This is a genomic window from Streptomyces calidiresistens (assembly GCF_014141525.1).
GTDB classification, from domain to species: Bacteria; Actinomycetota; Actinomycetes; order Streptomycetales; family Streptomycetaceae; genus Streptomyces; species Streptomyces calidiresistens.
The window spans coordinates 1-11566 of record NZ_VKHS01000084.1; the positions used below are offsets into that span (position 1 = coordinate 1).

General features: G+C 72.2%; 11 protein-coding genes. 7 read left to right on the forward strand and 4 right to left on the reverse strand.

The genetic code is table 11. From position 1 onward, the window contains the following. Nucleotides 1-50: 50 nt before the first annotated feature. The 5 genes from cobM to FOE67_RS06100 all read left to right on the forward strand — a co-directional run bounded on the left by cobM (nucleotide 51) and on the right by FOE67_RS06100 (nucleotide 4283). Entirely contained in the window at nucleotides 51-854 is an 804-nt protein-coding gene (cobM, locus tag FOE67_RS06085; RefSeq protein ID WP_182661232.1) for a precorrin-4 C(11)-methyltransferase, read from the forward strand. After that, the gene (locus tag FOE67_RS06090) at nucleotides 851-1627 is read left to right on the forward strand and encodes a cobalt-precorrin-6A reductase (protein WP_182661234.1); all 777 of its coding nucleotides are present in this window, start codon (nucleotides 851-853) and stop codon (nucleotides 1625-1627) included. The genes cobM and FOE67_RS06090 overlap by 4 nt, the downstream gene beginning before the upstream one ends. Before the next feature lie 94 nt (nucleotides 1628-1721). Next, nucleotides 1722-2270 carry a HEAT repeat domain-containing protein gene (locus FOE67_RS30260; RefSeq protein ID WP_323384328.1) on the forward strand — a complete coding sequence of 183 codons (549 nt, stop codon included), beginning with the start codon at nucleotides 1722-1724 and terminating at the stop codon, nucleotides 2268-2270. A 5-nt stretch (nucleotides 2271-2275) separates the two neighbouring features. Continuing rightward, nucleotides 2276-2770, forward strand: a complete 495-nt coding sequence (locus FOE67_RS30265) for a hypothetical protein (protein WP_323384330.1) — start codon at nucleotides 2276-2278, stop codon at nucleotides 2768-2770. Between the two features lie 613 nt (nucleotides 2771-3383). Then, nucleotides 3384-4283: an NADP-dependent oxidoreductase gene (locus tag FOE67_RS06100; protein WP_323384337.1), complete on the forward strand. Its 900-nt coding sequence runs from the start codon at nucleotides 3384-3386 to the stop codon at nucleotides 4281-4283. A gap of 37 nt (nucleotides 4284-4320) precedes the next feature. Here the strand turns inward: FOE67_RS06100 and FOE67_RS06105 are convergent, their stop codons facing one another. Continuing rightward, nucleotides 4321-5484 carry a cobalt-precorrin-5B (C(1))-methyltransferase gene (locus FOE67_RS06105; RefSeq protein ID WP_323384332.1) on the reverse strand — a complete coding sequence of 388 codons (1164 nt, stop codon included), beginning with the start codon at nucleotides 5482-5484 and terminating at the stop codon, nucleotides 4321-4323. Between the two features lie 371 nt (nucleotides 5485-5855). Next, complete coding sequence (locus FOE67_RS06110) at nucleotides 5856-6611, reverse strand: hypothetical protein (protein WP_182661241.1); 756 nt, start codon at nucleotides 6609-6611, stop codon at nucleotides 5856-5858. 762 nt (nucleotides 6612-7373) lie between these two features. Between FOE67_RS06110 and FOE67_RS06115 the strand changes: the two genes are divergently transcribed. Beyond that, nucleotides 7374-7928 (forward strand): dihydrofolate reductase family protein, encoded by a 555-nt coding sequence (locus tag FOE67_RS06115; RefSeq protein ID WP_182661243.1) that lies wholly within the window; start codon nucleotides 7374-7376, stop codon nucleotides 7926-7928. A 685-nt stretch (nucleotides 7929-8613) separates the two neighbouring features. Here the strand turns inward: FOE67_RS06115 and FOE67_RS06120 are convergent. Together FOE67_RS06120 and FOE67_RS06125 are read right to left on the reverse strand one after the other, a co-directional pair. Further along, the gene (locus FOE67_RS06120; RefSeq protein WP_323384338.1) at nucleotides 8614-9759 is read right to left on the reverse strand and encodes an RNA polymerase sigma factor; all 1146 of its coding nucleotides are present in this window, start codon (nucleotides 9757-9759) and stop codon (nucleotides 8614-8616) included. A gap of 31 nt (nucleotides 9760-9790) precedes the next feature. Beyond that, the gene (locus FOE67_RS06125; RefSeq protein WP_182661247.1) at nucleotides 9791-10198 is read right to left on the reverse strand and encodes a YciI family protein; all 408 of its coding nucleotides are present in this window, start codon (nucleotides 10196-10198) and stop codon (nucleotides 9791-9793) included. A 689-nt stretch (nucleotides 10199-10887) separates the two neighbouring features. Between FOE67_RS06125 and FOE67_RS06130 the strand changes: the two genes are divergently transcribed. Continuing rightward, nucleotides 10888-11566, forward strand: a 679-nt coding sequence (locus FOE67_RS06130; RefSeq protein WP_182661249.1) for an AfsR/SARP family transcriptional regulator, incomplete at its 3' end; no start/stop codon positions are given.

The following is an 11566-nucleotide window of genomic DNA, read 5'->3' on the forward strand; positions in this document are numbered from 1 at the left end:
GCACCCGGCCCGGCGGCCCCCGCCCCCGACAACCCCGGAGGACAGCGCCCGTGACCGTCCACTTCATCGGCGCGGGCCCCGGCGCCGCCGACCTCATCACCCTGCGCGGCGCCCGCCTGCTGGCCTCCTGCGGGGTGTGCCTGTACGCGGGAAGCCTGGTGCCGCGCGAACTCCTCGCCGAGTGCCCGCCCGACGCGCGCCTGGTGGACACCGCCCGGCTCACCCTGGACGAGATCGTGGCGGAGATGGTCGCCGCCCACGGGGCGGGGCACGACGTGGCCCGCCTGCACTCCGGCGACCCCTCGATCTTCGGCGCGGTGGCGGAGCAGATGCGCCGGCTCGACGAGGCCGGCGTGCCCTGGGAGATCGTGCCCGGCGTGCCCGCCTTCGCGGCGGCTGCCGCCGCCCTGAGGCGCGAGCTGACCGTGCCGACCGTCGGCCAGACCGTCATCCTCACCCGGGTCGCGCAGCGGGCCACGCCCATGCCGGAGGGCGAGGACCTGGCCACGCTCGGCCGTTCCGGGGCGCTCCTGGTCCTGCACCTCGCGGCCCGGCACGCCGACCGCGTGGTCGCCGAACTCCTCCCGCACTACGGCCCCGACTGCCCGGCCGCGGTGGTCGCGATGGCGAGCCGGCCCGACGAGGTGGTGCTGCGCGGCCCGCTCGCCGGGATCGCCGACCGGCTCCGGGAAGCGGGCATCACCCGCACCGCCGTGATCCTGGTCGGGCGGGTGCTGGGCGCCGAGCAGTTCCCCGACAGCTACCTGTACTCCGCCGAGCGGATCCGCACCGACCCCTGCGGCACCGCCGACGCGCCCGGCACCACCGACACCGCCGCCGACCCGCTGCGATGACCCGCCCCACCCGGCACGTGCTGGTGCTCGGCGGCACCACAGAGGGCCGCCGCCTCGCCGGCGGGCTGTCGGCCGCCCACCCCATCGGCCTGCGGGTCACCACCTCGTTGGCCGGTCGGGTCGCCGCGCCCCGCCTGCCGGAGGCGGGCGAGGTCCGGATCGGCGGCTTCGGCGGCCCCGCCGGCCTCGCCGACTGGCTGCGCGAACACGCCGTGGACCTCCTGATCGACGCCACCCACCCCTTCGCCGTCCGGATCACCGCCAACGCCGCCCGGGCCGCGGCGGAGACCGGCGTGCCGCTGCTGGCACTGCGCCGCCCCGGCTGGACGCCCGTCCCCGGCGACCGTTGGCACCCGGTGGACTCCCTGCCGGGGGCCGCCGACCTGCTGCCCGGGCTCGGCTCGCGCGTCCTGCTGACCACCGGCCGGCTCGGCCTGGAGTCCTTCGCGCACCTCACCGAACCGTGGTTCCTGGTGCGGACGGTCGATCCCCCCACCGGACCGTGCCCGCCGCGCACGACGGTGCTCACCGCGCGCGGCCCGTTCGACCTCGCCGGGGAACGGGCGCTGCTGCGCGAGCACCGGATCGACGTGCTGGTCACCAAGGACAGCGGGGGAGCGGCCACCGCCCCCAAGCTCACTGCCGCCCGGGAGGCCGGGATCCCGGTGGTGATCGTGCGCCGCCCGGAACCGCCCGCGGGGGTGCCGACCGTCGCCGACCCGGCGGAGGCCCTCGCCCGGGCCGGGGAACTGCTCTTCGGCACGCGCCCCTGAGCGAGCCGCCGCGCCCGCCCCCTCCTTCCGCACCGCGCACGTTCGACCTTGACACCGTGACAGGGCCTTCACCGACGCGCAGGAGGTGGTTCCGGTGTCCCTGCCGAAGGACGACACGAACACGACCCGGGTGCTCCGGGAACCGGGGAACGACGACCCGTCGGTCCGTCTGCGGACGGCCCCGGCGGTCGGCACGACCCCGCACCCCGGGTTCGTCCCCGGGCTCGTGGCGCGGTGCGCGGTCGAACCCGACTCCTCCGTGCGCGAGATGCCGGCCCGGGCCCTCACCCGGCACGAACCGTCGGTGACGGCCCCGGCGCTCCTCGCGGAACTCCGAGCGGAGGGCGCGCGGGCCCGTGGCCGGGCCCTGCACACCCTGTCCACGATCGGGGACCGGCGGGCGTGGCCCGCGATCACCCCGGAACTGCCGGCCGACGCCGACGGACCGGCGCTGCCGGCGGAGGCACTCGACTCACCGGCGGCCGAGGTGCGGGAGCGTGCGGTCCGGGAGCTGGTGGCCATGCCGCACGAGGAGGCGACCGTCCGGCTGCGGGACGCCCTCGCGCATCCCGACCCCGTGGCGCGCCGGCACGCGGCGCCGGCGCTCGCGGCACGCGGGCGGCCGACGCGGTCCCGACGCTGATCGACATGATCGTCGAGGGGTGGAACGACGTCGAGGCGGCCGACGCCCCGGGGGCGCCGGCGAACGATCCCGCCCGGGCGGACCGGATCGCCGCCGGCCTCATCGAGCACCTCGCCGCCGACACCGTCGGGCAGCCCGCCCGGCGGCGGCTGACCCGGGCGCTCGCCGATATCCCCGGCCCCCGGGTCACGCGCGCCCCGACCGAACCGGCCCGGGACGGCGACCGCGCCGTCGCGCTCACCGCCGCGTACCTGCTCGGGCTGCGCGAAGCCCGCCGAGGAGCTCTTTTCCTTCCCGTTTTCCCCGCCCGAACCGTCCAGACCGCCCGGGAAGCCGGGGTGCCGGTGGTGATCGTGCGCCGTCCGGCTTCATGCCGTCGGTCGGAAATCCGGGTGGAGGTTCCTTCCGGCTGCCCGGGCCGCTCCTCCTCTGTCCCTGTCCGCCGGGGCCCGGACGATCGGGGACTGACGACAGGGGTGGCGATCACGGGAGCCCGCTGAGCCGGAAAGAGCCCCCGGCCGGGGCGCTCTCCGCGCGCACCGGTCTTCCCGTGGTGCACGGATCCCCCATGCGGGACCCCGCCGGAACGGCCCCCGCGGGGCCGGAGGAGGTGAACTCCGCGGGACTCCCGGAGTTCACCGTTCGTTACGCGGAGCGTTCGCCGGAGGCGGTAGGGTATTCGACCGGTTTCCTCTCCGTCGGTTCGACGCCGCACCAAGGGGGGTATGCCACCGTCCGGTTGGCGGTGGGAACACATCTCGCTCCGAAGCGGGAGGAACCGCCGCATCCTTCAGTCGATCCCCTCTCCGATGTGGTGGCGGGGCCGGGGCAGGAGGTCATCCATCGGGCGGGGGCGCGCACCGTTTGTGGCTGCACCTTCCGGTGGAATTTCCCCTGCGGAACGAGAAAGTACCGATCAGTCGGACCTTCGCGTCCTTTCCGGCCCGCTGTTGCTCACCACAGGGGAGGAAATCGCGGTGAGGGTCCATGTCCTCACCGGTACCCGCGGCAACGCGGGACGGTTCTCATCGACCTTTTGAAAGACGTTCGAGTGGAGAAAGACAGGAGATCATCGTGAAGGCTGTCGGAATTTCCCGTTTCGGCGGGCCGGAGGTGTTGGAGGTCGTTCACCTGCCGATTCCCCGCCCGGGGCCGGGTCAGGTGCGTGTCCGGGTCACCACCGCAGCCGTTAATCCCACCGATTTGCTGTTACGGGAAGGGGTGTTGGCCGATCGGATGGCTCATCTGTCACCCCCTCATGTGCCGGGGATGGATGTCTCCGGGACCGTGGACCTCGTGGGCGAGGGGGTGGATGACATCACCGGTCGGCCGATCATGGCGTTCGTCAATCCCCTCGCGCCGACCGGCGGGGCGCAGGCCGAGTACGTCGTCGTCCCGGTCGAGCAGCTGGTGGAGTTGCCACCGAGGGGCCTCGACCCCGGGGACGCGGGAGGGTTGCCGATGAATTCCCTGACCGCGCACCAGGCCCTCATGCTGCTGTCGCTCCCTGCCGGTGCCACCCTTGGCGTCACCGGTGCCGCGGGCGCGGTGGGGGGGTTCACCATCCAATTGGGAAAACACCGGGGGCTGCGCGTGGTCGCGGACGCCGCCGAGAGCGATCGGGATCTGGTGCTCGGACTCGGTGCCGATGTCGTCGTTCCCCGGTCCACCGCCCCGGGGAAGACCTTTCGTGCGGCCGTGCCCGATGGGGTGGACGGTTTGGTGGACGCGGCTGTCATCGGCCGACCGGCGCTCGACGCGGTCCGGGAGGGGGGAGCGTTCGTCGCCTGCCGCCCGATCCCGCTTCCCTCGGAACGCGGCATCACAATTCATCAGGCGCTCGTGCTCCGCCATCCGGCCATGGCGGTGGCACTGCGGGAGATCGTGGCTCTGGCCGCCGAGGGACGTCTCACGCCGCGCACCGCCGACATCCTGCCCGTCGAACAGGTCGCCTCGGCCCACCGCCGCTTGGCGGCGGGGGGTGTTCGGGGAAGGCTTCTGTTGAGCTTCTGAACCCACCACCGGGGCGGCGGTCGTGGGCCGCGACGCGTCAACCGAGGGCGGTCTCCGGGCCGCGCACCGCGCTGCGGCCCACCACCGTGCCCGCCCGGTCGATGCACACCACGTCCACCGCGACCGGCGCCCCGCGCAGCACGGCGAGGGCCTGGTCCCGGGCCTCGACCGCCACCAGATCGCCCAGCGGCACGTTCGCCGCGCGGCAGCGCTGGAGGGCGTCCAGGCCGGTGTTGGCGCCGGCCACCGCCGTCACCAGTTCGTCCCCGGCGCCGCCGCGCCGGGCGAGTTCGGCGAGGAAGCCCTTGTCCACGGCGGATCGCGCCGAGTGCAGGTCCAGGTGTCCCACGGCGAGCTTGGAGAGCTTGGCGAAGCCGCCGCAGATGGTCAGCCGGGGCGCGGGGTGCCGGCGCACGTACTTCAGCACGGCGCCCGCGAAGTCGCCCATGTCGAGGAGGGCGTCCTCCGGCAGCCCGTACTCGGCGACCACCGTCCGCTCGGAGGTGGAGCCGGTGCAGGCGGCGAGGTGGTCGCGGCCGGCGGCGAGGGCGACGTCCACGCCGCGCCGGATGCTGTCGATCCACGCCGAGCAGGAGTAGGGCACCACGACGCCGGTGGTGCCGAGGATGGACAGGCCGCCGAGGATGCCCAGGCGCGGGTTCCACGTGGAACGGGCGATCTCCTCGCCGTGGTCCACGGAGATCGTCACCTCCACGTCGGGCTCCCGGTCGCGGCTGCCGCCGCCGTGCACCACGGCGACCTCCGTCAGGTGCTCGCGCATCATGCGCCGGGGGACGGGGTTGATCGCGGGTTCGCCGACCTCCAGGGGCAGGCCGGGGCGGGTCACGGTGCCGACGCCGGGGCCGGCGACGAACCGCACGCCGGAGCCCGCCGGCAGTCGGCGGACGGTGGAGCGGACCAGCGCGCCGTGGGTGACGTCGGGGTCGTCGCCCGCGTCCTTGACCACCCCGGCACCGGCGGTGGAGCCGTCGGGGGCCAGGTCCTCCACGGCGAGGGCGAAGGCCGGGGTCTGCCCCTTGGGCAGGGTGATCCGCACGGGGTCGGGGAAGGCGCCGGTCAGCAGGGCGGTGTACGCGGCGGTGGTGGCGGCGGTGGCGCAGGCACCGGTGGTCCAGCCGGACCGCAGGCCGGTCCGGGCCAGTTGCGCGCCGCGTCCCCCGGCCGGGGCGCGCTCGGTCACGCTCCCGTCCCCGTTGTGTCCGGCGTTCCCGCCGTCCCGGCCTCCGTGCCGCTCACCGCCATCACCCTCCGAGTCGATCTCCCCCCGACGGGGCCTCGCGGCTCCCATCCTCCCTTCACGCCGCGGGAGCCGCCCGCCCGCCCCACCGCCGGCGCTTCCCGGGGCGGCGCGGGGGCGACGTTACGGAGCCTTTTCCACGCCGGCTGAACGTGGGGGCATGGGAGAACCCTTCCACCGGTCAACGGCTCCACGACCCCATCCCGGGTGGAAACCCGGGCCCGGGGCGAAGAGGCCGTGGTCGCCTTGAAGTTCTGGCGACTGCCGCGCTCGACCACCCGTTTCGCCGACCCGGGATTGGAAGGCTCACGCTTTCAGGAAATCACGGCAACGAGATTGACCGCGGTGAAGCGCCACCGGAGCCATAATGTCGATTCCGCGTCCCACCCGAGAAGTTGAGTCGTTCTCGCGGAACCACAGTCCACGGCTACCTGTTGCGCGGTAAGAAGTCCTCGGAGGGAAAGGTGGACGGCATCCCAGTCGGCAGATACTGCTTCCCAGTCCGGCTCCAATACTCCCGGAGTCGCATCGTGAGGATATTTTTCGCAGAGCGCTCCCCACGTATCAGGGCTGTGAATCTCCGCGACTCTGACCCCGGGGGAGATCTCCAAATGCCAGATGTTCCAGGGTTTCGGGTGTGCATCCGGCCCCTCTTCCAGCCAGGCCTGCCAGCTCGTGAAGAAATCCCCCACATCCGTCGAGGTCCAGAAAGCGAGACTTGGCTTGGTGGTGTCGGCAGGAAATCTACTCGAATCGAACCGGAAGTTCTCCGGTGATGGTTTTATTCCCCGAGGGGTCAGCCAGAGTTGGCGTTTATGGTCGAGTGGGGTGCCCGGGACGGAAAGTTTCGAAAATTCCTGATCGGCGAGATGTGAGGAATGGGGGAAGTCGTGTTCTGAATTTTCGAATTCTGGGTCGTAAGGTGAACTGGAAAGGCATGCCTCCGCGGCCAGAACGGTGAGTTCCTTGGCCGTCATCTCTTTCGGGAGTTCATTCCGCGCCCTCCTGTAGGAAAGAAGGAAATTGCGTCCGATCCTCGATTCGAGCAGATCCGCCAAGTCGTTTTTCATGAATCGTGACCTTGTCTCCGAAGTGGTCGCGCAGAGCTGATTCCGTTCGCGAAGCGCCCGTTCACCCCGCCGTCGGCGCTCTCCGGGGCGGTCCGGGGGGAGGGGGTGGTCGACGTTACCGTTTCGTCATCAATCCGATGAGGGAGTCATCGATTGATCATCCCGCTCGAAGGGGCCCTTTCGTCGGTCGTCTCATCGGACCAACCACCCGCATCGGGCCAATGCGAAATGGCCGATATGCCGGCTTTCAGTGAACGTCACCAATTCATCACCACCGTGAAGATCGCGAAAAGTAAACGAAAATTGAGAAATTAACCCTCGCGCGGAAGGGTGCCGCTTCCGGCTTCGGATGCCCAGTCACATTACCCCGCCTCATTCACCCGGGAAAGGGAAATAAATTCGACGGAAAGGTCTGGAAAATCTCCCTGATTTTTTTCCGTTGATCTTCGGCATGGTCAAGCTCTTCCCGGTCCGGAGGAAAACGGAATATCCGGTCGTCGCCCTCGCCCCCGCCTGTGTTTTCGCACCTCCCATCGGGGAGGCGAACAGGGCTCCGGGGGCCACCCCGCGCCGGCGGCGCCGCTCCCTCCTCCGGCCGCACTCGACCACGCACACGCCCCACGGGACAATGGCGCCACAGGCGCGCCGCACCCTGTTCGCACAGCCCCGGAGACTCGCGTGATCACGTGGCGTGTCCGCTCCCACCCGGCGCCCCGGGAGCGACCGTGACCCGCACGAGCCGAACCGGAACGGACGAACACCATGAGCGATACGAGTACGGAAAACGGCAAAGTGGTCGTGAACAGGTCGATGTCGCTCGACGGCTTCATCGCCGGTCCCGACCACGCGATGGACTGGATCTTCGACTTCATGGCCCCGGACGGATTCCCGGAGATCGCGGCGGCCACCGGCGCCATGCTCATCGGCCGACGGACCCACGAGGTGGGCAGGAGGATGCGGGCCGACAACCCGGACGGCACGGATTACCCCTTCTCCGGTCCCGTGTTCGTCCTCACCCACCGGCCGCCGGAGCCGCCGGACCCGACCGTCACGTTCCTCACCGGTGACATCGGGGAAGCGGTCGCCACGGCGCGCGACGCCGCGGGCGGAAAGAACCTGGAGATCCTCGGCGCGGATGTGGCCGGTCAGTGCCTGCGGCGGGGCCTCGTGGACGAGATCCTGGTGTACGTGCTGCCGGTGCTGCTCGGCGACGGCATCCGCTTCTCGCCCCCGGGCCTCACCAGGACGGACCTGGAACCGATCGGCACCACGCGCTCGGGCGCCGTCACCATCCTCCGCTTCCGCGTCCCCCGGTAGCCGCCCGGGGTGTGGAAGAGGCGGCACCACGACGCCGGAAGGGGAGCGAACCCGCGGAGTACGTCCGCCATGGTGGCGATCCCCCTCTGCCCGGACCGCTTGACCGGATCGGCGGCGTGATCGTCCCCGTCCACGAGGACGATCGACTCGCCGTCGGCCACCGGCGAGTGGCCGGCCACCTGCTCGATTTCCCCGATCTTCTTCGGCTGGGCCGGTGCCCTGCGAATCCTCTGGAGCGGGACGTCCCGACGAAGATGCGGGAAGGGGCGAGGGGCCGGCGCGTCACGGAATGAGTTCGGGGCCGACTCGGTCGCCGGTTCGGCACGGAGGACCGGCCCGTTACCGCAATCCCCCGCCACGTGCGCAGGTGTCCCCCGGTCGCTCCGGGGAGAGCGGCGGCCATGCGCGTCGAGATACGCCATCCACTCTCTCCCGGCCATACGAATACGTGGCGCCCCACGATGCGCCGACAACACCTCGTCCCGTCATCCCGGGCCCCACCCGGGGAATGCCACGTCGATCCATGGCACCGTACAGGGAGAGCCGTCCCGGTGGCATGGTGACCGGTGCCGGCCGAACCCCTGCGCTCCGAACGGGCGATGGGTGGGGCATCGACGGAGTCGCCCCTCCGCTTTCGGGTGGGGGGCCCGCCCCTGTGGGGCCGGGAACCTCAGGGCACGACCGCTCACCGCCCTCGCCGGTTGTTGAGGCGGGCGGCCCGGCGGGTCAGGTGGTCGCGTTCGGCGAGGTTGGTGGCCTTGCGGGCCGCCTCGGCGTACAGGCGTACCGCCGTCGCGAGGTCCCCGTCGCGCTCGTGCAGGTGGGCCGCCACGGCGGCGTAACGGGGCAGCGAGTCGTCCAGTTCCGCGAGCGCCGCCAGGCCGGCGCGCGGCCCGTCGGCCTCCCCGACGGCCACCGCCCGGTTGAGTCGGACGATCGGACTGTCGGTCAGTCGCACGAGTTCGTCGTACCACTCCACGATTTGTACCCAGTCGGTCTCCCCGACGCTGGGGGCGTCGGCGTGCAGCGCCGCGATGGCGGCCTGGGCCTGGAACTCGCCCAACCGGTCACGGGCCAGCGCGGCCTGCAGGATTCCCACCCCCTCGGCGATCAACTCCGTGTCCCACCGGCTCCGGTCCTGCTCGGCGAGCGGCACCAGCCCGCCGTCGGCGGTGGTGCGGGCCGCCCGCCGGGCGTGGTGGAGCAGCATGAGCGCGAGCAGCCCCGCCGGCTCGGGGTGGTCGATCGTCGCCGCGAGCCGCCGGGTGAGCCGGATGGCCTCGGCCGCGAGATCCACCTCACCGGAGTACCCCTCGTTGAAGATCAGGTAGAGGACGCGCAGCACGGTGGCCACGTCGCCGGGCCGGTCGAACCGGGCGCCGGAGACGGTGCGCTTGGCCCGGCTGATGCGCTGCGCCATCGTCGCCTCGGGCACCAGGTACGCCCGGGCGATCTGCCGGGTGGACAGCCCGCCGACGGCGCGCAGCGTGAGCGCGACCGCCGAGGACGGGCTCAGCGACGGATGGGCGCACAGGAAGTACAGCCACAGCGTGTCGTCCGCCCCGGACACGGGCCCGGGCCCCGGCTCCTCGGCGATCAGTTCCTCACGCCGCCGGCGGGTGGCGTCCGCCCGGGTCGCGTCGAGGAACCGGCGCCACGCCACCGTGATCAGCCATCCCTTCGGCTCGCGCGGTGGGTGGGTGGGCCAGACGCGGATCGCCTCGACCAGCGCGTCCTGCACGGCGTCCTCGGCCGCCGCGAAGTCGGCTCCGCGGCGGACGAGGGCGCCCAGCACGCCCGGCACGAGGCCCCGGATCAGGGCCTCGTCCACGGCGGGCGTCGGGTTGGGGGTCATGCGGGGGTCATTCGGTGACGGTGGGCGGCGCGGTCAGGAACGGGCGCACCTCCAGCCATTCGTGGATCGGCTCCCCACCGGCGCCGGGAGCGGCCGACAGCTCACCGGCCAGTTCCAGGGCACGCTCCCGGCTGTCGACGTCGATCACCATCCACCCGGCGATGAGGTCCTTGGTCTCGGGGAACGGGCCGTCGGTGACCGGCGGCCGGCCCTCGCCGTCGTACCGGACGAACATGCCCTCCGGGGCGAGCGCCTGCGCGTCCACGAACTCGCCGGTCTTCTCCAGGCGGGCCGCGAAGTCGCTCATGTACCGCATGTGGGCGGAGATCTCCTCCGGTGTCCACTTCTCCATGGGCACGTCGTTGACCGGGGCCGGGGCGCCCCGGTAGTGCTTGAGCAGCAGGTACTTGGCCATGATCGTTCTCCTCGGTGCGGGGGCGACCCATTGTGGTCGCGTTCGCCGGCGTTCACGGGGGAGACGGAGCCGCTTCCGGGATCTCGACATCCCCGGCGAACTTTTTTCGTCCCGATGGCCGAGGTCGGGAGTCGCGCGGTGCCGGCCCCGGCGGACCGGACGGGCACGTACCCCACCGCGGACCACGCCCGGGTTCCGGAAACGGCGCGATACACCGACCGGCCGCCGGGGGCGCACACCCGGGGCGTGGACCGCCGGGGCGAACTTCCGCAAACCCTCCACGGGCGGGTTCCCCCCGGGCCCCGACGGCGACACCGGAATCCGCCCCGGCACCCTCGAAAAGCTCCGCCGACCCGCCCTGCTTTTCCGCCCTTCCCGGGACGGAATCCGACTCCCGTCCATCGGTAACGAGCCCGACTCCTGCCGGATTTCACCGAATCCATCCCGTTCGGCCGGAGGCACCTACCCGCCCCCATACCCGGGAAGCCGCGTTTCCCCCGATCCGTGGAAAGTCCTGGCCCGGGGCGTCGGTCATATCGGTGAACTACTGATGACCGACACGTGTTTGCCGCATTCGGTGTGTGGACGAGGGGTATGGATCACGCACTTCGCGTTTCGGGACCTCCCGTTCGTCGGGGTCCCGGTCCCGGGGCGTGAATCGGCAGCGGTGCGCGACGGAGGGAGCCACAGTGCTGTTTCGGGTACTCGGACGGGTCGGTGTCGGAACCGGTACGACGGAGCACGAGGTGCGCGGGCCGGTGGCGCGAGGGCTGTTGACGCTGCTGGTGCTGGAGGAGGGGCGGCCGGTCACCCCGGCCCGCCTGATCTCCTCGCTGTGGGACGACCCACCGGAGGCGGCGCGTCGCAACGTCGCCTCGCACGTCGCGGAGCTGCGGCGCCAACTGACGGCCTGTCTGCCGGAGGCGGCCGACCGTCTGGTGACCGTCTCGGGCCCGAACGGCACCGCCTACCGGCTCGCCGCCGGACCGGACGAACTGGACGCCGCCTCGCTCCGCGACCTGATCGAACACGGCACGGCGGCGCTGTCCGCCGGGGCCGCCGGCGATGCCGTCGAGCCGCTCGAACGGGCCGTGGCCCTATGGGGCGGGCCGATCGGCCGCGACTGCGCCGCCTCGACCGAACTGCGCGAGCGGTTCGGCGCCTTCGACGACCTCTACGCCACCGCACGCGAACGGCTGGTGGAGGCCCGGCTCGCGCTGGGCGGCAACACCGAGCTGGTGCCCGAGATCCACGCCATCCTCGCCCGTGACCCGATGCGCGAGTCGGCGTGGGGGCTGCTGGTCCGCGCCCTGCGCGGGCGGGGCGAGGCGGCCGGGACGTTCGCCGCGCACACCCGCCCCATCCCCG